The following is a 22,678-nucleotide window of genomic DNA, read 5'->3' on the forward strand; positions in this document are numbered from 1 at the left end:
AATGCCCGTCCTCGGCATCGGTGGCCTGTTTTTCCGCGCCCGCGACCCCGACGCGTTGTCGGCTTGGTACCGCGAGCATCTAGGCGTCGGGGCAGGCTGCGCGGCACCCGGCGCGGGTGAGCCGGACGAGTGGATGTGGCGGGTCGAAGGCGGTCCTGTCGTCTTCGCCCCCTTCAAGGCCGACACGGACTATTTCGCGGCGGAGAAGAGCTTCATGCTTAACCTGCGCGTCAGCGACCTCGAAGGCCTGCTGGGCACGCTCAGGGCTGCGGGGGTGGAGATCATCACCGACCCCAGCTGGAACAGCCCCGAGACCGGCCAGTTCGCGCGCATCCACGATCCAGAGGGTAACGCGATAGAGCTCTGGCAGCCGCCAGCCTGATGTAAGGTAGCCAAAGCCGTTCCCTAGCGAAGGCCAGCGCCCGGCTCTTCGGCAAACAACGCTGCGGAAGCATCAGTCGGCCTACCGGGCCGACACTGGACCCCGGCCTACGCCGGGGAACAGAAAAGCACAATCGGCCTCAGCTATCCGTGGCCCACCCCGCGCGATCGCCCGCCGCGGTCGTCCCGCTCGCCGCAGCAACACCGGCCGTCAGCAGCGCCACCGTCCAGTCACCCCGCACGTCGGTCGCTTCGACCCGGCATCCCGCAGCGCGATACGCTTCTGCAACCGCCTCGAACTGGGTGGAAAGCAGCCCCGCCAACACCACGCTCGCCCCCGGTGCGGCGATCGCAGCAATCTCCGGCGCCATCGCGATCAGCGGCCCCGCCAGAATGTTGGCGATCACCAGATCGAACGGTGCCGCCGCCTCGATCGCCGGATCCCGAGCACCGTCTGCGACGAGCAAGGCGACCTGGTCCACCCCGTTCCGCTCCATGTTTTCGCGGGTCACGTCAATTGCGATGGGATCGATGTCGGTCGCCATCACCTTCGCCTCCGGCCACAACTCGCGCGCAGCAAAGGCGAGCAACCCTGTTCCCGTGCCCAGGTCGATAGCGGCCCCGAACCGCTTTCCCTCTCTTTCCAATCGGTCGAGCATAGAAAGGCATCCCGCCGTCGTGCCGTGATGCCCCGTGCCGAACGCCTGGCCCGCATTGATCAGGAACGCGCGCCCACCCTCGGGCGGATCGACCGGGTGCGCGTCGGTGTGCACGACAAATCGGCCTTCGAGGATCGGCTCTAGCCCGGCCTGGCTGAGCGCGACCCAATCCTCTTCGGTGAGTTCGACGACTGCCGGCTCTGTCCCTGCCGAGCTCGGGACCAGCGCCGCTAGTTCCGCCAGCATGGCCGCATCGGGCTGGTCGTCGGTATAGGCGTCCAGTCGCCAGCGTTCGACATCGTCCTCCACCTCCTCGGTGGTCATCAGGACCGCGTCGATTGCGATGTCCGCCGCAGCATCGATCGCCTCGGCTTCGGCGCGGGTGCAGGGCAGGGTGGTTCGCCAGCTCATCGTTTTTCCTCTTTGGCCAGCCGGGCGTCCAGCGCTTGCCGACCCCGCTCGGCGTAGCGACGGCATCCCGCCGGGTCGATCAATGGCTCGGTCCGGGCCAGGCGCTCGTAAAAGTGGCTAGCCGCCGGGTGCGGCGTTACCAGCAGGTCGCAGGGAAGGGCCGCGACCTTCGCCATGGTCGCCCGAAAGGTCGCAACCAGCGCCGGGTGCGCGGCGAAGCGATATTCGTCACTCGAAATGGAGGAGATGCTGTCCGCATAGGTTACGGTGACGCATCGCCCCGCCTCGCACGACCGCCATGTCCAGCTGGTGGAGCCCGGCGCATGGCCCGGAGTCGCATGGGCCGTCAGCACCAGCCCCCCCAGCGTGACCCGCCCGCCGTCGCCGATCACTCGCCCGACCCTGGCACCGGGATAGCGCTCCAGGATCGTGAACTGCGGATCGGCCGGCTCGCCACGCCCGGTCTCCAGCGCTTTTTTGGCCGGCGCCCGCGCGACCAGCGTCGCACCCGTTCGCCGCTGCAACTCGGCCAGTCCACCGGCATGGTCATGATGCTCATGCGTGTTCATCAGGTAACGCACGTCGCGCAGCCGAAAGCCGAGCCGTTCGATGTTGGCCGCGACCAGCGGGGCGGCCTCGGCGGGCCCGCCGTCGATCAGGATGTGACCCTTGGGAGAGGTTACCAGCAGCGCCACGATGCCGCAGGTGCCGACGTCATAGGTATTGCCGTACACGCGCGCAGGCGGGGCAGGATCGGTCCAGCCATCCTTGCCCCGGCACGCCGCCGCCAGTGCCGGCCCGTCCACTCCGCCCGTGGCCGCTGCCAAGAACAGCGCCGCACTAGCGGACATAGCTTGCCCCGTTCACGTCGATCACGGCACCGGTCATCGAGGGCGGCGCATCCAGCGCGCAAAAGGTCGCGACCTTTGCCACCTCTTCGGGGTCAGCGACCTTGCCCAACGGGATGTCGGCGAGCAGCTTGTCGCCACCGCGGCTCGCCAGATACTCCTCCGCCATCCCGGTCATGGTGAAGCCCGGGCAGATGGCGAAGGCGAGGATGCCCTGGTTCGCATAGCCCCGCGCGATCGTCTTGGTCATGGCGACCATGCCGGCCTTGGACGCCGCGTAATGCCAATGTTGAGGACTGTCCCCGCGATAGGCCGCGCGGCTGGCGACATTGACAATGCGGCCGCCAACTCCCCGGTTTTGCCAATGCAGCACCGCCAGCCGGCATAGCTGCGCCGATGCGGTCAGATTGATCCGCATCGTCCTTTCCCAGCCGAACAGCCAGTCGTCATCCTCGCCGTCGAGCGCGTTCGCCTCGAACACCCCGGCATTGTTGATCAGCACGTCGATTGTGCCGCCGGCGCGATCAAGCGCTTCGTTCCACAACGCCGCCGGAGCGCCCGCCTCGTCAAAGTCGGCAGGGATGCCGCTCCGCGTGCCATGACCGAACACGGCCACCTCGCGTGCCTGAAGGCTGGACAGGATGGCGGCACCGATGCCGCGGCTGGATCCGGTAAGAAGGATGCTCATGGGGCAGGGCCTTAGCCCCGCCCGCTTGGCTACGCCACGCTTTCGGAGAAGCTGTCTGCGGCCGCCCGCAACGACCCAAGCTGGTCGTCCATCTGCCCGAACGCCTGCCCCAGCGAGTCGATGTCCCGCGCGACCCCGCCCGCATCCTCGCGGATTGCGCTGATCGCGCCCGACATCGCATCCGCTGCCAGCGCGGTTTCGTCGACCGCGGCGGTGATGGCGGTTACCGTCTGCGCCTGTGCTTCCATGGCGAAGCGGATGCGGTCAGCGCTTTCCTGCACCTCGGCAACTGTTGCCTTGATGGAGGCATTGGTGTCGACCGTCGAGCGGGTCGCGGACTGGATGGCGGCGATCTTGGCGGCAATATCGTCTGTCGCGCGCGCGGTCTGGTTGGCCAGGCTCTTCACCTCCTGCGCGACGACGGCGAAGCCGCGGCCCGCGTCCCCGGCGCGTGCTGCCTCGATCGTGGCGTTGAGGGCCAGCAGGTTGGTCTGCCCGGCGATGTCGCGGATCAGCCCCAGGATGCTTTCGATCGACTTGGCGTGGTCGGACAATGCTTCGCTCATGCCAACGGCCTGACCCGCCTGGCTTGCGGCGCGGTTCGAGATCTCGGCCGCGGCCTCCACCTCGGTGCGCGCGTCCTCGATGGCGCGGATCAGGCCGGCCGCGGTCTGCGCTGCTTCCCGCATCGCCACCGCCGACTGCTCCGCCGCTGCCGCCACTTCGGACGCGCGACCCAGAACCTGACGGGTGGCGCCCGAAGCCATGCCGGCCTGAACCCGAACGTCGGCGCCCAGCGCCGCGGCGGTCCCGATCGATCGGGCGATGCTCTCGCTGAATGACGCCGACCGGTCGGCACGCTCGGCGCTTTCGCGAGATGCGTGGCGTGACATCAGGTGGGCGCTCATCACGTCCGCCTCGATCAGTGCCAGGCGCTGCACCACGTCGCCCAACTGCCGCATCCGCGCCTGGTCGTCGCCAAGCCGGTCCTCGATCAGCTTCAGGGTCGTGCTGTGGGCAAACGCGAGCGCCGCAAGCAGCGTCGCAAGCGAGGCACCGGATTCGAAGGACAGGTCGGCATTCCGCTGCGCCCAGCGGCCCCATTCGCTGCCATAAGGGTCGCCATATTTGACCATCGCATAGCGGCGGCTCGACTCGATCAGCGGGGCAAGCCGCTCCTGCGCGTCCGCCCCATTCAGGCGGTCGTCCTTGGCAAGTGACAAATAGTGCGACCAGAAGGTGCTTGCCATCAGGTCAAAGTCGTCGGCCGTCAGGAGCTCCACGATCGCAGCGGCATTGGGTCGTATGGAGCCGTCCCAGTCGTAAACGGCGATTTGTTCGGCAATCGAACGCTGCGCGCTTTGGGCCAGTAATCGATGGGGCATCTGTCGGTCCTAGCCGGTGTGTCAGGCAGCAACCTTGGCGACGAACTCGCTGGCGCTGTTTTTCAGATTATTCAATTGCCCGTCGAGCCCACCAAAGCCGCGTCCGACCGAGTCGATCTCACTCGCGACGGCCTCGGTGTCTTCACGGATCGCCGCGATGGTATTGGACATCGAATCCGCCGCGAGCGCGGTTTCGTCGACCGCGGCGGTGATGGCGGTTACCGTCTGCGCCTGTGCTTCCATGGCGAAGCGGATGCGGTCAGCGCTTTCCTGCACCTCGGCAACGGTTGCCTTGATCGAGGCATTGGTGTCGACCGTCGAGCGGGTTGCAGATTGGATGGCGGCGATCTTGGCGGCAATGTCGTCTGTCGCGCGCGCGGTCTGGTTGGCCAGGCTCTTCACCTCCTGCGCGACGACGGCGAAGCCACGGCCCGCGTCCCCGGCGCGTGCCGCCTCGATCGTGGCGTTGAGGGCCAGCAGGTTGGTCTGCCCGGCGATGTCGCGGATAAGCCCCAGGATGCTTTCGATCGACTTGGCGTGGTCGGACAATGCTTCGCTCATGCCAACGGCCTGACCCGCCTGGCTTGCGGCGCGGGTCGAGATCTCGGCCGCGGCCTCCACCTCGGTGCGCGCGTCCTCGATGGCGCGGATCAGGCCGGCCGCGGTCTGCGCTGCTTCCCGCATCGCCACCGCTGACTGCTCCGCCGCTGCCGCCACTTCGGACGCCTTGCCCAGCACGCCGCGTACCGACCCGCTGGTCCGCACCGTTTGCGCGCGCAACGCCTGTCCTTCATCCGTCGCGGTTTCCACCAGCGCGGCGATTCCGTCGCGGAACTCTGCCGTCAGAAGGTCGCGAGATTGCGTGTCCGCGTGGTTCTTGAAGCCGGCGAAAAGCTCCACCGACAGTTCGACTTCCATCGCGAACATCCGCATCAGCGTATCGGTCATGGTATCGCGTCGTGGATCATCGGCGGGAACGCGCCGGTTCAGCGCGGCGAGCGCTGCCCGATCGCTCGCACAGGACATGGCCAGCACGTCCAGGATCGGCACGCCTGCCGCATAAGCCGACGCGACTGCGCGCTCGAGCGACTCCACCCAGGCACGGCCGGTCAGGTCGCAGAAGCGGTTGTGAAGATAGGCTCTGCCAGCGTCCATGCGCTTCTGGCGGTCCAGAACGCCCCATTCAGAGGTGTCGCCGTTCCGCTCGCGCCAGTGGTCCCAATAGGCGACGACGATCGTATCGACTTCCGGTTCGATCAAGCTCCACAGCTTCGCTGCCTGCCGGGACAGCGACCGGTCCGCGCCGTCGAACGCGCCCACCAGCGCGGGCAGGTCGATCATGGCGGCAATGGTGGTGGGCGGGGGAAGAGTGATCTGCGGCACGTCCGAAAGCCCTCAAAAGGGTGAATGGATAATCCGCATCGCTAATGGTCATTGGTTAAGGGGGGGTTAGGGGGTGGCCGGGGTCGTTATGGGGTCGGCGTGGCTTGCATCGGGGGGCGCGGGCTAATAGGTCGCGGGCACGCCGCCATCCGTCTGGCAGCAGGAAGGATTTCGTTTTGGCTTCGCGCAGCACCCGCCCGATCAGCCCGCATCTGCAGGTCTATAAATGGGGACCGCATATGCTGGTTTCCGTTCTGCATCGCATCACCGGCAGCGGCATGGCGACCGTGGGATCGGTTCTGCTGGTGTGGTGGCTTGCCGCGCTGGCGGGTGGTGCGGAAAGTTACGCCACGTTCCGCGACGTGTTCACCTATGCCAACGGGCGGCTGAATATCATCGGCTATGTGATCGGCATCGGGCTGACGCTGGCCCTGTTCCAGCATATGGCATCGGGCGTGCGTCACCTGTTTCTGGACACGGGCGCTGGCTACGAGCTCAAGCGCAACAAGATGGGCGCGATGGCAAGCCTCATCATCTCGGTCGTCGCCACGGCCGCCTTTTGGCTCATCCTGGGGATCAAGTAATGGGTACCGGCACTCCGCTTGGTCGCGTCCGCGGGCTCGGATCCGCAAAGGAGGGCACGCATCATTGGTGGCGCCAGCGCGTCACTGCGGGTTCAAACCTGTTCCTGATGCTGTGGCTGGTTGTGTCGATCCTGTCGCGCGGCAGCTTCGATTATGCGTCGATGCGGCTGTGGATGCAGTCCGCCTGGGTCGCAGTGCCAATGGCGCTGCTGGTGATCTCCGTTTTTACGCACTTTCGCCTGGGGCTGCAGGTGGTGATCGAAGATTACCAGCATAACGAAACCCGGGTCGTGTTCCTGATCCTGCTCAACTTCTTCACGGTCGGCCTCGGCGCGACCGCCCTCTTCGCCATCGCGAAGATTGCATTCGGAGCCAAGTAATGGCGGAAGCCTACAAGATCATCGACCACAGCTATGACGCAGTGGTTGTCGGGGCGGGCGGTTCGGGCCTGCGCGCGGTCATGGAATGCGCGCAGAACGGGCTCAAGACCGCCTGCATCACGAAGGTGTTCCCGACCCGAAGCCACACCGTCGCCGCACAGGGCGGCATTGCGGCCAGCCTTGGCAACAACTCGCCCGACCATTGGTCCTGGCACATGTACGACACGGTGAAGGGGTCGGACTGGCTCGGCGACCAGGACGCGATCGAGTACATGGTGCGCGAAGCGCCCGCGGCAGTGATCGAGCTAGAGCATGCGGGCATGCCGTTCAGCCGCAACGACGACGGCACCATCTATCAGCGCCCGTTCGGCGGCCATATGCAGAACATGGGCGACGGCCCGCCCGTGCAGCGCACCTGCGCCGCCGCGGACCGGACGGGGCATGCGATGCTCCACACCCTTTACCAGCAGTCTTTGCGATACGACGCCGACTTCTATGTCGAGTATTTCGCGCTCGACCTGATCATGGAGAACGGCGTCTGCCGCGGCGTGATCGCGCTGTGCATGGAGGACGGCTCCATCCACCGCTTCCGCAGCCACAACACCGTGCTTGCGACCGGCGGTTATGGCCGCTGCTATTTCTCGGCAACCTCCGCCCACACCTGCACCGGTGACGGCAACGCCATGGTGCTGCGTGCTGGCCTGCCACTCCAGGACATGGAGTTCGTGCAGTTCCACCCGACCGGTATCTACGGCGCGGGCGTGCTGATCACGGAGGGCGCGCGTGGTGAGGGCGGCTACCTTACCAACTCCGAGGGTGAGCGCTTCATGGAGCGCTATGCCCCGTCCGCGAAGGACCTCGCCAGCCGCGACGTCGTGTCGCGCTCTATGGCGATGGAGATGCGCGAAGGTCGCGGCGTCGGCGAGCACAAGGATCACATCTTCCTCCACCTCGACCACATCGATCCAAAGGTGCTGCATGAGCGCCTTCCGGGCATTACTGAGACGGGGAAGATCTTCGCGGGCGTCGACCTTACGCGGCAGCCTCTGCCGGTCACCCCGACCGTACACTACAACATGGGCGGCATCCCCACGAACTTCCACGGCGAGGTCGTCCACCTGAAGGACGGCAACCCCGACACGGTCGTCCCCGGCCTGTTCGCGGTGGGTGAGGCGGCGTGCGTGTCCGTCCACGGCGCCAATCGCCTGGGCTCCAACAGCCTGATCGATCTGGTCGTGTTCGGCCGTGCGACGGGCAAGCGGATCGCGGAGATTGCAAAGCCCAACGCACCGCACAACGCGCTTCCCAAAGGTTCGGAGGAACTGGCGCTCAGCCGCCTTGACCATTTCCGCCATGCCAAGGGCGGCTCGCCCACGTCACAGATCCGCCTGGAAATGCAGCGCACCATGCAGAAGCATTGCGCCGTGTTCCGCGACAACGCGCTGCTGACCGAAGGGCAGGAGCTGATCCGCGCAACCTACAACCGCATGACCGATGTCGGGATCAAGGATCGCTCCATGATCTGGAACACCGACCTGGTGGAAACGCTGGAACTGGACAACCTGATCGGCCAGGCAGTCGTGACGGTAGAGTCGGCCGCCAACCGCAAGGAGTCGCGCGGCGCCCACGTCAACGAAGACTTCCCCGACCGCAACGATGGCGAGTGGATGAAGCACACGCTCACCACCTTCACTGGCTGGGGCGGAACCGGTGGCGCCACTGCGATCGATTATCGTCCGGTGCACGATTACACGCTCACTGACGATGTAGAGTACATCAAGCCCAAGAAGCGCGTGTACTGAGCATTCCTACGGGGTAGCGGTAGGGCCCGAACTTACCGTGTTCGTGCAGTATCTCGTCTGGAAGGTACGGAGACACATCGGAGCGGAGAGGGGCGGGATACAAAGCCGCCGACTGATGTGGCCTGTGGCATGTCCCTCTCCGGCCGCTGGCGGGCCGCGCGGTGTCCACGCCCGTTCCGCCGAGAAGGTCGGCATCGGCTAGCAGCTCTTATCGGACGCGTGCCCGCACCGTCGGCCTGGACGTGAGCGCGACCGCCCCCGGGCGGCTCGCACCGCTCGAAAGCAAGCGTCTGACCCGGGTCGTAGAGCGAAGGCGACGGTTGCCCGACGGTCGTAAACGTGGGTGCTGTCCGCCGCGACCCGTCGATCGCTCGGTGCAATCCGCACCAGCACTGCGAGAGACCGGATCCTGGGGCTCGAACTACCGACCCGCTGGCCGTTCAACGACCGGGAAAGCCGGCGCACCGCCTTGCTTGCTGAACGTTCGGTTCTCTGGCACTCGCTTGCCTCCGCGGTCCCGAAGTGCGACGGGCACGAACATGTTCGCACGCGTCGCCCTGGCGAGCGCCCCTATTCTGCTGGCCGGAGCTCTGCTGACTGGCGCGGCGAGCTCGCCGCCCGTCATCGCGGTGGCACCGCCCGCCGGGTTGGGCCTCAACCCGTTCTACACGCGCTACCTGGATGCCGCCGGCCTGCCCGTGGTGTCCTCCTCCCGGGCACCTGAGGAGGCGCTCACCACCGCTGCCGCGATCGTGCGGCAGATGCTCGCCCATCGTCCCGACATTGCGGCCGAGCTTGCCCGGCAGGGTTATCGCATCGCGGTGATGGCGCCGGATGAGGCGACTACCGACCTGCCCGAACAGGCAAGCTGGACCCGGCCCAAGCCCGACGACCCGCGCCTGACCCGGTGCGAACGCAAGCACTATGACGAACGGATCGGGGGCCTGACCGACCGCCAATACTGGAACTGGCGCGCTCGTGGCCTGGCGGGCAAGCTGACCAGTGCCGGCACGGAAAACTTGCTCGGCCTGACGGGCGATCGCTATCGCGGCCAAAACATCTTCGTCCATGAGTTCTCGCACGACATCTTTCGCGCGGCCTATGTCGCCGACCGCGCGCTCTACAACCGGGTATTTGCCGCCTACGATGCCGCCTCCAAGGCCGGCCGGTGGAAGGGCGAATACGCCTCCACCACCGTCGAGGAATATTGGGCCGTGGGCACGCAGTTCTGGTTCAACACTGCACCCTACGCTTCATTCGGCGATGTCCACATACTGTCGGATGAGGACCTTGCCCGTTACGACCCGCCGCTCGCCGCCGTCCTGCGGGAGGCCTTTGGCGACAACCACCGCCTCGATGCGGACCGTTGGTATAATTCTCCGCTGCGTGTGCCGCCGGGCCCTCTGCCTGCCTACACCGCGGAGGTTTGCTGACCCCCACGGCAGCCTGATCAGCTTTTGCGCTGGTTGTTCGCGAACAACACGCCAGCTGCGAGCGCCAGTCCGCCAAGGCCGATAGCTGCGGTGACGCCCGGACGCTTGGCCGCCTCAGCATAGATGCTGTGGCGCAGCCGGGCAGGGTGCTCGCCCGATCGTTCCTCGCCCGCCTGGCCACCCTTCCACAGATTGGACGGGCCGGGCTGCTGCTTGGTGGGATCAACCGCACCTGCCGCTGCGAACACCGCCAACTTCTCGAACAGGGCGGGGAACAGGTTGTGGAACACTGCCTGCGCCCGACCCACGCCGCCAACCGTCAGCTCGCGGCGCTGATGCTCCGCACAGTAGAGGATGGCGTCGGCCACCAGTTGCGGGTCATAGGCCGGCGGCGGGATCTGCGCCTCGCCGCCTTCATGGTTGGTGGCATGCTGACCGATCGGCGTGTCGATCCCGGCAGGTTTGATCAGCGAGACCGAAATCTTGGGCGCATCCTCGACCAGCTCGATGCGCAGCGCCTGGATATATGCCTTCAGCGCATGTTTGGTGGCGGCATAGGCGCCCAGCACCGGACTGGGCATGTCGGATGCGATGGAGGCGACCGTGACCAGCGCACCACCCGACTCTTTCAGCCGTGGCACGGCCGCGCGACAGCCATGGACGGCGCCGAAATAGTTGGTGTCCATCATGCGCCGATGCTCGTCATCGGGCAGGTGGAGCAGGCGGGCATAGACGGTGGTGCCCGCGTTGTTGACCCAGGTGTCGATACGGCCGAACCGCTCCACCGCGCGCGCTGCCGCTGCCTCCACCGCCTCCTCGTCGCCAACGTCGGCGACAGCGAAGTCCGCTGTTCCGCCGCTCGCGTTGATCTCACCGACGACGTCGCCCAGCTCCTTTTCGCTTCGAGCGATTAGAAACACCTTGGCGCCCCGCCGGGCAGCCGTGCGGGCAGTGACAAGGCCGATGCCGGAACTGGCGCCGGTAATAACAACGACCTGATCGGCGAGCGGCTTGAGCGTAATGGACATGCCGGGCCTAACCCACCCGGAGTCGTGCCGGTTCCCCTCAAGCGCTCAACGGCCTGTGGTTCGGGGCAACCGGCCAGCGCAATTTTGACGCAGCGCTGGAACTTGCCCGCGATGGGGCTGTTGCGTGGGCCATGCCCGACCAAACTCCCGTTCAGCGCTACCCGCTTCTCGCCGCACCGCAGGTCCGCCTCCATGGTACGGTGGACGACGCGATGTATGATCGCTTCAAGAACGCCATCCTTGCCGCTCCGGTCGACGGCCCGCTGGTGGTGTCCATCACCACGCTTGGCGGCGATCCGGAGATTGGACGCGCGATGGGCGACGACATCCGGCTGCTCCGCGACGCTTATGGCCGCGAGGCGTTGTTCCTGGGCAAGGTTGCGGTGTATTCTGCCGGCGCGACCTTCATGAGCGCGTTCCCGGCCGACAAGCGCTTCCTGACCCGCAACACCCGCCTGATGCTGCACGAGCGATCGATGAATTCGACGCTGCAGCTTACCGGACCCCTGTCCACGCTGCCAGCGACGCTGCGTGCAAAGCTGAACGAGATCGAGCACTCGATCCGCATCCAGGAAGAAGGCTTCCGCGACATCGTCGCCGGGTCCAAGGTGTCGCTCAACGAGCTGCTCGATAAGGCGACCAGCAACTGGTACATTGACGCAGAGGAGGCCCGCGACCTGGGTCTGGTGCTCGACATTATCTGATCCGTCTCCAGGGGTTGCGCGGCCGCAGCGAAAGGCATAGCTCGCACCGCAGCAAAGGAGCCTCTGATGGCCGAGTTCAGGCTGCCCAAGAACAGCGTTCCCAATAAGGGTCAGGCCCATACGTCGCCGACGCCCAACGCGGACAAGTCGCGCACCAAGACGTTCAAGGTTTACCGGTACGACCCGGATACGGGCGAGAACCCCCGCTATGACACGTTCGAGATCAATCTCGACGAATGCGGCCCCATGGTGCTCGACGCGCTGATCAAAATGAAGGCGGAGCAGGACTCCTCGCTTACCTTCCGCCGGTCATGCCGCGAAGGCATCTGCGGTTCCTGCTCGATGAACATCGACGGACGCAATGGCCTTGCCTGCACCACCGCGATCGAGGACGTGAAGGGCACGGTGCAGATCACGCCGCTGCCGCACATGGAAGTGATCAAGGATCTCGTCCCCGACTTCACGCACTTTTACGCGCAATACTCGTCGATCAAGCCGTGGTTGCAGACGGAGACGCCGCAGCCTGCGGGTAAGGAGCGGCTGCAGACGCCAGCAGAGCGCGCCAAGCTGGACGGGCTGTACGAGTGCATACTGTGCGCGTGCTGCTCGACCTCGTGCCCCAGCTATTGGTGGAATTCGGACAAATTCCTGGGCCCGGCCATTCTGCTTCAGGCATATCGCTGGTTGGCCGACAGCCGTGACGAGATCACGGGCGAGCGCCTCGATCAGCTGGAGGATCCGTTCCGTCTGTATCGCTGCCACACGATCATGAACTGCGCGAACACCTGCCCCAAGGGCCTAAACCCGGCCAAGGCGATTGCCGAGGTCAAGAAGATGGAAGCCGAGCGGGTCCTTTGACGACGGCGGGGCGGCAGCGCAGCTGCCGCCCGAACCGGCGATGGCGGCCGACAGGTCGGCATCGTCCAGCCTGATCGACGCGGCGCTGCCGTGTCGTGGCGGCGGAAGCTGATGGTCAGTCCATGCAGGAAAGCGGCGTGACTCCAAAGGGCGTGACCCAATCCCCCTTCCACTACGCTGAGCATCCCGACCATCCTGGCTGGATGGAATGGACGCTCCGTGACGAAATCCGCTTCAACGCGTTCCTCGGCCCTATCCTGGTCCGCGCCGACGAAGGCATTGCCCGCGTCCGCATGGTTCCCGATCGCCAGCACTCGAACGTTCGCGATCAGGTCCATGGCGGCGCGCTGCTCGGTTTCATCGACTGCGCCCTGTTTGCCGCCGCCCGCGGCCTTGGTGTCCTCCAGGCCGGCGGTGCAGTAACGGTGGACCTTGCTAGCCAATTCATCGCGGGCGGCACGTTGGGCGAGCCCTTGGAGGCGCGGATCGAACTGCTTCGCGAAACTGGCCGCCTGCTGTTCCTGCGCGGCCTTGTGGTTCAAGACTCTACTCCCGTCATCGCCAGCTTCACTGCCACGCTGCGCAAGTCCCACGCCCCGGGCGCCCCGGCGTGACCCTTATTACCCTGGCGCTCACATCCCCTGACTTCGCGATTGCATCGACTGAATGAAAGTCCTTTCCGCCTATCAGGCGCTCCTCACCGCAGGCGAATTGCGCCCCGACCCCGAACAGGCCGCCGCCGCCGCCCGGCTCGACGCGCTCGCCACCCAATTGGAGGCGGTGCCCCATCGCGGCAGTACCCTGTGGCGCCTGCTCCGCGCCAAGCCGCAGGCGCCACGCGGCCTCTACCTGTGGGGCGGGGTGGGGCGCGGCAAGTCGATGTTGATGGACCTGTTCTTCGCGAACCTGGACATCCGCCGCAAGCGCCGGGTCCATTTCGCCGAGTTCATGCTGGAGATCCACGCCCGCATCGCCGACGAACGCCGCAAGGAGAATGGCGACCCAATCCTGCCGGTCGCCGCCGCGCTGGCAGAGGAAGCGCGGCTGCTCGCGTTTGATGAGATGATGGTCACCAACAGCCCCGACGCGATGATACTGTCGCGGCTGTTCACCGCACTTATCAACGCCGGCACCACCGTGGTCACCACCTCCAACCGCGCGCCTGCTGACCTGTACAAGAACGGCCTAAATCGCGAGCACTTCCTGCCCTTCATTGCACTGATCGGGGACCGCCTCGATGTGCTCGCGCTCAACGGCCCGGTCGACTATCGCCGCGACCGGCTGGGTTCGCAGGACACCTGGCTCGTGCCCAACGGCCCGGATGCGACCGCGCAGCTGTCGGCCGCGTTCTTCCGGCTGACAGACTATCCAGTGGAGGACCGCGCGCGTGTGCCAAGCGAGGACCTGACGGTCCAGGGTCGGACGCTGCACGTGCCCAAGGCGCTTAAAGGCGTCGCCGTCTTCTCCTTCAAGCGCCTGTGCGGAGAGGCGAGGGGCGCGTCCGACTACCTCGCCGTCGCCCGCCGCTTCCATACGGTGATCCTGGTCGGCATCCCCCGACTTGGTCCCGACAACCGCAACGAGGCTGCCCGCTTCGTCTCGCTGATCGATGCGCTGTACGAGCACAAGGTGAAGCTGCTCGCAGCCGCGGACGCCCAGCCTGACGCGCTCTATCCCTCGGGCGACGGCGCCTTCGAGTTCCAGCGTACAGTCAGCCGCTTGGAGGAGATGCGGTCGGAACAATATCTGGCCACCGGGCATGGGGCGGAGTAAGCATCAGCGCTGTTGATATTGCGAGACGTTTGCAGTAAGTTTCTTTACCTTCGATCCTTAAGCGGTTGCCGGACGCGTCGGATGGGCCTATGCGCTCTCGCCGAAGCCCGGCTCAACGGAGAAGGATTGCATGTCCCGCAAGAAGATCGCGCTGATCGGCGCCGGTAACATCGGTGGGACGCTCGCGCATCTCGCGGCGCTGAAGGGGTTGGGCGATATCGTTCTGTTCGACGTGGTCGAAGGCGTGCCTCAGGGCAAGGCGCTCGACCTGTCACAGTGCGGTCCGGTTGAAGGCTTCGATGCCAAGATCACCGGCACGAACGATTATGCCGACATTCGCGGCGCGGACGTCATCATCGTCACCGCCGGTGTTGCCCGCAAGCCGGGCATGAGCCGCGATGACCTGCTCGGCATCAACCTCAAGGTGATGAAGGCGGTAGGTGAGGGCATTCGCGACAACGCCCCCGACGCCCTCGTGATCTGTATCACCAACCCGCTCGACGCGATGGTCTGGGCGCTGCGCGAGTTCTCGGGCCTGCCGCATCGCAAGGTGGTGGGCATGGCCGGCGTGCTCGATTCGGCACGCTTCAGCCACTTCCTCGCCGAGGAGTTCGGCGTTTCGGTGAAGGACGTGAACACTTTTGTGCTCGGCGGTCATGGCGACACCATGGTGCCGGTGCTCGAATATTCGACTGTGTCGGGCATCCCCGTCGCAGACCTGATCGAGATGGGCTTCTCGACCAAGGAAAAGGTCGACGAGATCATCAAGCGCACCCGCGGCGGCGGCGGCGAGATCGTGGCGTTGCTGAAGACCGGCTCGGCCTATTATGCGCCCGCTACCAGCGGCATCGCGATGGCCGAAGCTTATCTCTACGACCAGAAGCGCATCCTGCCTGCTGCGGCCCATCTGACCGGGCAGTACGGGATCGACGACCTGTATGTCGGCGTGCCCGTGGTGATTGGCGCCGAGGGCGTCGAGAAGGTGGTCGAGGTCAAGCTGTCGGAGGAGGCAAAGGGTAACCTCCAGGTCTCGGTCGACGCGGTCAAGGAATTGCTGGTCGCCTGCAAGGGGATTGACGAAACGTTGAAGTAAGCTGTTTTCCGGCGAAAGCCGGGGTGCAGTGGTAGAAGCCCAAAGGTGGACCGCGCCGCTTACGTCTACATCATGGCGAGCGGCAGAAACGGCCCCATCTATATCGGCGGGACCAGCGAACTCCACAAACGCGTTTGGGAGCAGCGCAGCGGGGCCGTCGAGGGCTTCACCAGGAAGTAAGGCTGCGATCGCCTCGTCTGGTACGAGGCGCACGACAGCATCGAAGGCGCAAGGCAGCGCGAGCTGCAAATGAAGGAATGGAAGCTAGTCTGGAAGTTGCAGGAAATCGAAGGCGTCAACCCGGATTGGGAAGACCTGTACGACCGTCTGCCGCTGCCATGAGGACCTTCCGAACTGGACCCCGGCCTTCGCCGGGGAACAAGGAGCAAGAATGAGCATCCTCGTCGACCGGAATACCAAGGTCATTACTCAGGGCATGACCGGCGAGACCGGCAGCTTCCATACCAAGGCAGCGCTGGATTACGGCACGCAGATGGTTGGCGGCGTCACGCCGGGGAAGGGCGGCACCGAGCACCTCGGCCTGCCGGTCTATGACACCGTCGCGGAAGCGGTCAGCAAGACCGGCGCCAGCGCGTCCGTGATCTACGTCCCGCCACCCTTCGCCGCGGACTCGATCCTGGAAGCGATCGACGCGGAAGTCCCGCTCATTGTCACGATCACCGAGGGCATCCCCGTGCTCGACATGGTTCGCGTCAAGCGCGCCTTGTCGGGTTCCAAGTCGCGGCTGATCGGTCCGAACTGCCCGGGCGTGCTGACACCGGGCGAGTGCAAGATCGGCATCATGCCGGGCTCGATCTTCAAGAAGGGCTCCGTCGGCGTCGTGTCGCGCTCGGGCACGCTGACCTATGAGGCGGTGTTCCAGACTTCCAACGCCGGCCTTGGCCAGACCACGGCGGTCGGCATCGGTGGCGACCCGGTTAACGGCACCAACTTCATCGACGTGCTGGAGCTGTTCCTGGCCGACGATGCGACCGAGTCCATCATCATGATTGGTGAGATCGGCGGATCGGCCGAAGAAGAAGCGGCGCAGTTCCTTCGCGACGAGGCGAAGCGCGGTCGCAAGAAGCCCATGGCAGGCTTTATCGCCGGCCGCACGGCGCCTCCGGGCCGCCGCATGGGCCATGCCGGCGCGATCGTGTCGGGTGGCCAGGGCGGCGCCGAGGACAAGATTGCCGCAATGGAAGCGGCCGGGATCAAGGTGGCGGCTTCGCCATCGGAGCTCGGCTCGACCTTGCTGGAAGTGTTGAAGGCTTAAACATTCCGTCATCCCGGCGCAGGCCGGGATCCAGAGCCACGAGCGCACTGCTCTCGACCCTGGACCCCGGCCTAGGCCGGGGTGACGAAGGAGACGGCAAGATGGGCTACGAAGGCCAGGATTTCTCGGACATCGCGGCGGGCGTCAGCCCGGCGTTCATTGAAGCGCTCTACGCGAAGTACCAGTCCTCGCCCGGTTCGGTCGAGCCGGCCTGGCAGGGCTTCTTCCAGGGGCTTGAGGCCGGGCCTCAGGGTCCGAGCTGGGAGTCGAGCCGCTGGCCGCTCACCACCACGGACGACCTGACCGCGGCGCTCGATCCGACGCAGATGGAGCCTGCGCCCAAGCCCGCGAAGGGCGGCGCCAAGCCTGCGCCTGCTCCCGCCGCTGCTGCTGCGCCAAGCCAGGACGAGATCATCCGCGCCGCCGGCGACGCGATCCGCGCGCAGCTGCTGATCCGCACCTATCGCGTACGTGGCCACCTCGCGGCCAATCTCGATCCGCTGGGCCTTTCGCGCCGCGAGCTGCCCGACGACCTGCGCACCGAATATCACGGCTTCTCCGACGCGGACATCGACCGTCCCGTTTATCTCGGCGGCACCATGGGCCTGCAATGGTGCACGGTGCGCGAACTCGTGGACACGCTGCGACGTAATTACTGCGGCAATGTCGGCCTGGAATACATGCACATCGCCGACGTGGACGAGCGCCGCTTCCTCCAGGACCGGATGGAGGGCAAGGACAAGGCCATCGACTTCACGCCGCAGGGCAAAAAGGCGATCCTGAACAAGGTGATCGAGGCCGAGCAGTGGGAGAAGTTCCTCGGCCGCAAATATGTCGGCACGAAGCGCTTTGGCCTGGACGGCGGAGAGTCGATGATCCCGGCGCTTGAATCGGTCATCAAATATGGCGGCCAGTATGGCGTGCGCGAGATCGTGTTCGGCATGGCCCACCGCGGCCGCCTGAACGTGCTCGCCAATGTCATGGGCAAGCCGCTGCGCGTCATCTTCCACGAATTCGCGGGCGGCTCTGCCAACCCCGAGGAGATCGGCGGTTCGGGTGACGTGAAGTACCACCTCGGCACCTCTTCCGACCGTGAGTTCGACGGGGTCAAGGTCCACATGAGCCTTGTCGCCAACCCGTCGCACCTTGAGGCGGCGGATCCAGTCGTGTTGGGCAAGACCCGCGCGATCCAGACGATCGCCAACGACCTCAAGGATCACTCGGGCTCGCTGCCCGTGCTGATCCACGGTGACGCCGCTTTTGCGGGCCAGGGCATCGTGTGGGAGTGCCTCGGCTTCTCCGGCATTCGCGGTTACAACACCGGCGGCTGCGTCCATTTCATCATCAACAATCAGGTGGGCTTCACCACCTCGCCCCAGTTCGCGCGCTCCTCACCCTATCCATCGGATGTGGCGAAGGGCGTCCAGGCGCCGGTGTTCCACGTCAACGGCGATGATCCCGAGGCGGTAACCTTCGCGACCAAGATGGCGATGGAGTTCCGCCAGACCTTCCACCGCGATATCGTGATCGACATGTGGTGCTACCGCCGCTTCGGCCACAATGAGGGTGACGAGCCGAGCTTCACCCAGCCGTTGATGTACAAGGTGATCAAGGATCATCCGGGCGTCAGCGAGATCTATTCCAAGCGGCTGATCAGCGAAGGCGTGATCGACCAGGCGTGGCTGGACGAAAACATCCACCAGTACACGACCCTGCTTGAAGGCGAGTTCGAGGCTGGCGCGTCGTACAAGCCGAACAAGGCAGACTGGTTCGCGGGCCGCTGGACGGGCCTTAGCGCGCCGTCCGACGGGGAGGGCGCGCGCCGCGCCGCTGAAACGGGCCTGACGCCCAAGCTGTTCGACGCGATCGGCCGCACGCTGACCACGGTTCCGGACCACCTGTCGCCGCACAAGACGCTGTCGCGCGTGCTCGAGGCGAAGAAGCAGATGTTCGCGACCGGCGCGAACTTCGACTGGGCAACCGGCGAGGCGCTGGCTTTCGGTGCGTTGCTCGCCGAGGGTTATGGCGTTCGTCTGTCGGGCCAGGATTCGGGGCGCGGCACCTTTTCGCAGCGCCACGCGGTCTGGGTCGACCAGAATGACGAACACAAGTACGTGCCGCTCTCGACCAGCGAACATGGCCGGTTCGAGGTGCTCGACAGTCCCTTGAGCGAATATGGCGTACTCGGCTTCGAATATGGCTACGCCCTGGCAGACCCGAAGACGCTGGTGATGTGGGAAGCGCAGTTCGGCGATTTCGCCAACGGCGCGCAGATCATGATCGATCAGTTCATCGCGAGCGGTGAGGCCAAGTGGCTGCGTGCCAACGGCCTAGTGCTGCTGCTGCCGCATGGGTATGAAGGGCAGGGACCCGAGCATTCCTCGGCACGCCCGGAACGTTTCCTGCAGCTTTGCGCGCAGGACAACATGCAGGTCGCGAACTGCACCACGCCGGCCAACTATTTCCACCTGCTGCGCCGGCAAATGCACCGCTCTTTCCGCAAGCCGCTGGTGGTGTTCACGCCCAAGTCGCTGTTGCGGCACAAGATGGCTGTGTCGTCTGCCGCGGATTTCCAGGGCGGTACGCACTTCCAGCGTCTCCTGTCCGACCCGAACGGAGCGGCCGATGAGGCGACGAAGCGCGTCGTGCTCTGCTCGGGCAAGGTCGCCTATGACCTGATCGAGGCGCGAGACGCTGCGGGCGACACTGCGACGCAGATCATCCGCGTCGAGCAGCTTTATCCGTTCCCGACCGACGCGCTCAGCAAGCGGCTTGCCCGTATGCCGGCGCTGGAGGAAGTGATCTGGGCCCAGGAAGAGCCCAAGAACAACGGCTACTGGACCTCCGTCGAGCCTTCCGTCGAGGAGGCCATGATCAAGGCGGGCACCGCGCCCAAGCGTCCGCGCTATGCCGGCCGCGCCGCCGCAGCCTCTCCCGCGACGGGCTTGATGAAGCGGCACACGCTGGAACAGGCCGCGCTCGTCGCCGACGCGCTCGGCCACGGGGTCCGCGACGAGGTACGCCGCACCCGCAAGAACGACACCACCGCTGCCCGGCCCACCCAAGGGCCGAGCAGCTGATTTGAGCCCTCCCCTGGAAACCGGCATGGGCCGCGCCACCAAAGTAGCACTTTGTGGGCGCCCAGCCGGGATCTAGCGGGAGGTGTAGGCAACAACGTGCAGCGCCCTCCATTTGGGCACGGCGCAACTGGACCCCGGCCTTCGCCGGGGAACGAGGAACGGAAGAATGGCAACCGAAGTCCTGGTCCCGACCCTGGGTGAATCGATCACCGAAGCCACGCTTGGAGAATGGCTGAAGCAGCCGGGCGACCCGGTGAAGCTCGATGAGCCGATCGCCAGCCTCGAAACCGACAAGGTCTCGGTTGAGGTGCCCAGCCCCGTTGCGGGTGTCATGGGCCAGCATGCCGTCAAGGTCGGGGACACCGTGGCCGTTGGCGCGATGATCGCGACCGTAGACGCTGGCGGCGGCGCTCCGGCGCAGGCGGCAGCCCCCCAGCCCGCGGTGACCCAGGCGCCCGCCGCCAGCCCGGCCGCCCCGGCGCAGAGCGCACCAGCAGCGACCGGTGACAGCCCCGCCGCGCTCAGCCCGTCGGTTCGCCGCGCGGTTCTGGAGCATGGTGTCGATCCCTCCACCGTTACCGGGACCGGTCGTGATGGCCGCATCACCAAGGAGGACGTGGCCGCCGCTGCCCAGGCGAAGCCGCCGACGCCGACACCCACCGCCGCACCTGCTTCGCAGGCACCTTCGACAGCGCCGACCAGCGGCGGCCGCAAGGAAGAGCGCGTCAAGATGACGCGCCTGCGCCAGACCATCGCCAAGCGGCTGAAGGAAGCGCAGAACACCGCCGCCATGCTGACGACGTTCAACGACGTCGACATGACCGCGGTGATGGAGGCCCGGTCCAAGTACAAGGACCTGTTCGAGAAGAAGCACGGGGTGCGCCTGGGCTTCATGGGCTTTTTCGTGAAGGCCGCGACGATGGCGCTGAAGGACATTCCGTCCGTCAACGCCTCGATCGAGGGCGACGAGATCGTGTATCACGATTACGCCGACATTTCGGTCGCCGTCTCAGCGCCCAACGGACTGGTCGTTCCGGTCATTCGCGACGCGCAGGACCTGTCGGTCGCAGGCATCGAGAAGACGATTGGCGACTTTGGCCGCCGCGCCAAGGACGGCACGCTGAAGATGGACGAGATGAAGGGCGGCACCTTCACCATCTCCAACGGCGGCGTGTTCGGCAGCCTCATGTCCACGCCGATCATCAACCCGCCCCAGGCGGCGGTGCTCGGCCTCCATCGCATCGAGGAGCGTCCCGTGGTGGTGAACGGGCAGGTCGTGGTGCGCCCGATGATGTATCTCGCGCTCTCCTATGACCACCGCCTGATCGATGGCCGCGAGGCAGTTACCTTCCTGGTCGCGCTCAAGAACGCGATCGAAGACCCGACCCGCATCCTTATCGACCTGTGATCCCAGCCGGATCATCCCTATCTCCGTTCGTGCCGAGCGAAGTCGACGCACTTTCGGGGCATGCCCTTCGACTATGCTCAGGGCGAACGGAGCTTTGAATGTCTGACCAGACCTACGACTATGACGTCCTTGTAATCGGCTCCGGCCCGGGCGGCTATGTGGCCGCGATCCGCGCCGCGCAGCTAGGGCTCAAGACAGCGTGCGCCGAGAGCTGCGAGACGCTTGGCGGTACCTGCCTCAACGTCGGCTGTATTCCGTCCAAGGCCCTGCTGCACGCGTCCGAGCTGTTCGACGAGGCGGCCTCTGGTAAGCTCGCCAAGCTCGGCATCAAGGTTACCGCGGAGCTGGACCTCGACCAGATGCACGCGCAGCGTCGCGACGCGGTCAAGTCGCTGACCGGTGGCATCGAGTTCCTGTTCAAGAAGAACAAGGTGACCTGGCTCAAGGGACACGCCAAGTTCACCGGGACGGACAGCGTCGAAGTTGCAGGCCAGACGGTCCGCGCCAAGAACATCGTCATTGCCACCGGCTCCTCGGTGACCCCGCTGCCCGGCGTTACCGTCGACCAGAAGGTGGTGGTCGACTCCACCGGCGCGCTTGAGCTGCCCAAGGTCCCCGAGCACCTCGTCGTAATCGGCGGCGGCGTCATCGGCCTGGAGCTCGGATCAGTGTGGAAGCGCCTTGGCGCCAAGGTGACCGTGGTCGAATATCTCGACCAGATCCTGCCCGGCTTCGACGGCGAGGTCCGCAAGGAAGCCAACAAAATCTTCAAGAAGCAGGGTTTCGAATTCAAACTCTCGACAAAGGTCACCGGCGTCACCGTGCAGGGTGACCGGGCCAGCGTCGCGGTCGAACCCGCTGCGGGCGGTGAGGGCGAGACGATTCAGGCTGACGCTGTGCTCGTCGCGATCGGCCGGCGCCCCAACACGGACGGCCTGAACCTGGAAGCCGCTGGGCTGCAGCTCAACAAGCGCGGGCAGGTGGACATCGATCACGACTTCCGCACCTCGGTTTCGGGCATATGGGCGATTGGCGACGTTGCGCCCGGACTGATGCTTGCGCACAAGGCGGAGGATGAAGGCATCGCGGTCGCCGAGAACATCGCCGGCCAGCACGGCATCGTGAACCACGACGTCGTCCCCTCGGTCGTTTACACCAGCCCCGAGTTCGCCGGCGTTGGCCTTTCTGAAGAGGCCGCGCGCGAAAAGGTTGGCGAGATAAAGGTCGGCAAGTTCCCGATGCTCGCGAACAGCCGCGCCAAGACCAACCATGAGTCCGATGGTTTCGTGAAGATCATCGCCGATGCCAAGACCGACCGCGTGCTCGGCGTCTGGGCCATCGCCAGCGTTGCAGGCACCATGATCGCCCAGGCCGCGCAGGCGATGGAGTTCGGCGCGACCAGCGAAGACATCGCATATACTTGCCACGCCCACCCGACCCATTCCGAGGCAATCAAAGAAGCGGCCATGGCCGTGACCGGGAAACCGATTCACATTTGATAAGT

General features: G+C 65.5%; 20 protein-coding genes. 14 read left to right on the forward strand and 6 right to left on the reverse strand.

All coding sequences use genetic code 11. The annotated features are described in order from the left end of the window. Position 1 precedes the first annotated feature (1 nt). Entirely contained in the window at positions 2 to 382 is a 381-nt protein-coding gene (locus FHS94_RS14245) for a VOC family protein (protein ID WP_184059035.1), read from the forward strand. A 139-nt stretch (positions 383 to 521) separates the two neighbouring features. Here the strand turns inward: FHS94_RS14245 and FHS94_RS14250 are convergent, their stop codons facing one another. The 5 genes from FHS94_RS14250 to FHS94_RS14270 are packed head-to-tail and all read right to left on the reverse strand — an operon-like array spanning position 522 to position 5,755. Beyond that, a complete protein-coding gene (locus tag FHS94_RS14250) occupies positions 522 to 1,451 on the reverse strand; it encodes a 50S ribosomal protein L11 methyltransferase (RefSeq protein WP_184059037.1) in 930 nt (309 codons plus the stop codon). Further along, a complete protein-coding gene (gene bla / locus FHS94_RS14255; protein ID WP_184059039.1) occupies positions 1,448 to 2,302 on the reverse strand; it encodes a subclass B3 metallo-beta-lactamase in 855 nt (284 codons plus the stop codon). The genes FHS94_RS14250 and bla overlap by 4 nt, the downstream gene beginning before the upstream one ends. Continuing rightward, complete coding sequence (locus FHS94_RS14260) at positions 2,292 to 2,987, reverse strand: SDR family NAD(P)-dependent oxidoreductase (RefSeq protein ID WP_184059043.1); 696 nt, start codon at positions 2,985 to 2,987, stop codon at positions 2,292 to 2,294. Before FHS94_RS14260 ends, bla begins: the two co-directional genes overlap by 11 nt. Before the next feature lie 29 nt (positions 2,988 to 3,016). Continuing rightward, a complete protein-coding gene (locus FHS94_RS14265; RefSeq protein WP_184059045.1) occupies positions 3,017 to 4,372 on the reverse strand; it encodes a methyl-accepting chemotaxis protein in 1,356 nt (451 codons plus the stop codon). Positions 4,373 to 4,393: 21 nt separating this feature from the next. Beyond that, entirely contained in the window at positions 4,394 to 5,755 is a 1,362-nt protein-coding gene (locus FHS94_RS14270) for a methyl-accepting chemotaxis protein (protein WP_425506189.1), read from the reverse strand. Positions 5,756 to 5,931: 176 nt separating this feature from the next. Between FHS94_RS14270 and sdhC the strand changes: the two genes are divergently transcribed. The 4 genes from sdhC to FHS94_RS14290 all read left to right on the forward strand — a co-directional run bounded on the left by sdhC (position 5,932) and on the right by FHS94_RS14290 (position 9,954). Next, entirely contained in the window at positions 5,932 to 6,339 is a 408-nt protein-coding gene (gene sdhC, locus FHS94_RS14275; protein ID WP_184059047.1) for a succinate dehydrogenase, cytochrome b556 subunit, read from the forward strand. After that, entirely contained in the window at positions 6,339 to 6,719 is a 381-nt protein-coding gene (gene sdhD / locus FHS94_RS14280; protein WP_184059049.1) for a succinate dehydrogenase, hydrophobic membrane anchor protein, read from the forward strand. The genes sdhC and sdhD overlap by 1 nt, the downstream gene beginning before the upstream one ends. Beyond that, entirely contained in the window at positions 6,719 to 8,521 is a 1,803-nt protein-coding gene (gene sdhA, locus FHS94_RS14285; protein WP_184059050.1) for a succinate dehydrogenase flavoprotein subunit, read from the forward strand. The genes sdhD and sdhA overlap by 1 nt, the downstream gene beginning before the upstream one ends. Positions 8,522 to 9,060: 539 nt before the next feature. Continuing rightward, entirely contained in the window at positions 9,061 to 9,954 is an 894-nt protein-coding gene (locus FHS94_RS14290) for a YajG family lipoprotein (protein ID WP_246348632.1), read from the forward strand. A 17-nt stretch (positions 9,955 to 9,971) separates the two neighbouring features. Here FHS94_RS14290 and FHS94_RS14295 read toward each other — a convergent pair whose 3' ends face one another. Next, on the reverse strand, positions 9,972 to 10,982 hold the full coding sequence (locus tag FHS94_RS14295) for an SDR family oxidoreductase (RefSeq protein WP_184059052.1): 1,011 nt from the start codon (positions 10,980 to 10,982) through the stop codon (positions 9,972 to 9,974). 131 nt (positions 10,983 to 11,113) lie between these two features. Here FHS94_RS14295 and FHS94_RS14300 point away from each other — a divergent pair, with 131 nt between their 5' ends. The 9 genes from FHS94_RS14300 (at position 11,114) to lpdA (ending at position 22,673) form a co-directional block, all read left to right on the forward strand. Then, positions 11,114 to 11,686, forward strand: a complete 573-nt coding sequence (locus FHS94_RS14300) for an ATP-dependent Clp protease proteolytic subunit (protein ID WP_184059054.1) — start codon at positions 11,114 to 11,116, stop codon at positions 11,684 to 11,686. Between the two features lie 66 nt (positions 11,687 to 11,752). Next, a complete protein-coding gene (locus tag FHS94_RS14305) occupies positions 11,753 to 12,544 on the forward strand; it encodes a succinate dehydrogenase iron-sulfur subunit (protein ID WP_184059056.1) in 792 nt (263 codons plus the stop codon). 122 nt (positions 12,545 to 12,666) lie between these two features. Continuing rightward, on the forward strand, positions 12,667 to 13,158 hold the full coding sequence (locus tag FHS94_RS14310) for a PaaI family thioesterase (protein WP_184059369.1): 492 nt from the start codon (positions 12,667 to 12,669) through the stop codon (positions 13,156 to 13,158). Between the two features lie 52 nt (positions 13,159 to 13,210). Next, complete coding sequence (zapE, locus tag FHS94_RS14315) at positions 13,211 to 14,317, forward strand: cell division protein ZapE (protein ID WP_184059058.1); 1,107 nt, start codon at positions 13,211 to 13,213, stop codon at positions 14,315 to 14,317. Between the two features lie 130 nt (positions 14,318 to 14,447). Further along, positions 14,448 to 15,410 (forward strand): malate dehydrogenase, encoded by a 963-nt coding sequence (gene mdh, locus FHS94_RS14320; RefSeq protein ID WP_184059060.1) that lies wholly within the window; start codon positions 14,448 to 14,450, stop codon positions 15,408 to 15,410. Between the two features lie 391 nt (positions 15,411 to 15,801). After that, a complete protein-coding gene (sucD, locus tag FHS94_RS14325) occupies positions 15,802 to 16,686 on the forward strand; it encodes a succinate--CoA ligase subunit alpha (protein ID WP_184059062.1) in 885 nt (294 codons plus the stop codon). A gap of 101 nt (positions 16,687 to 16,787) precedes the next feature. Beyond that, positions 16,788 to 19,766, forward strand: coding sequence for a 2-oxoglutarate dehydrogenase E1 component (locus FHS94_RS14330; RefSeq protein ID WP_184059064.1), 2,979 nt, complete (start codon positions 16,788 to 16,790; stop codon positions 19,764 to 19,766). A 166-nt stretch (positions 19,767 to 19,932) separates the two neighbouring features. Then, positions 19,933 to 21,174 (forward strand): 2-oxoglutarate dehydrogenase complex dihydrolipoyllysine-residue succinyltransferase, encoded by a 1,242-nt coding sequence (gene odhB, locus FHS94_RS14335; RefSeq protein WP_184059066.1) that lies wholly within the window; start codon positions 19,933 to 19,935, stop codon positions 21,172 to 21,174. A 98-nt stretch (positions 21,175 to 21,272) separates the two neighbouring features. Continuing rightward, positions 21,273 to 22,673 carry a dihydrolipoyl dehydrogenase gene (gene lpdA / locus FHS94_RS14340; protein ID WP_184059068.1) on the forward strand — a complete coding sequence of 467 codons (1,401 nt, stop codon included), beginning with the start codon at positions 21,273 to 21,275 and terminating at the stop codon, positions 22,671 to 22,673. The last annotated feature ends 5 nt before the right edge of the window (positions 22,674 to 22,678 follow it).

This window comes from Sphingomonas aerophila (assembly GCF_014199305.1).
GTDB lineage: Bacteria > Pseudomonadota > Alphaproteobacteria > Sphingomonadales > Sphingomonadaceae > Sphingomonas > Sphingomonas aerophila.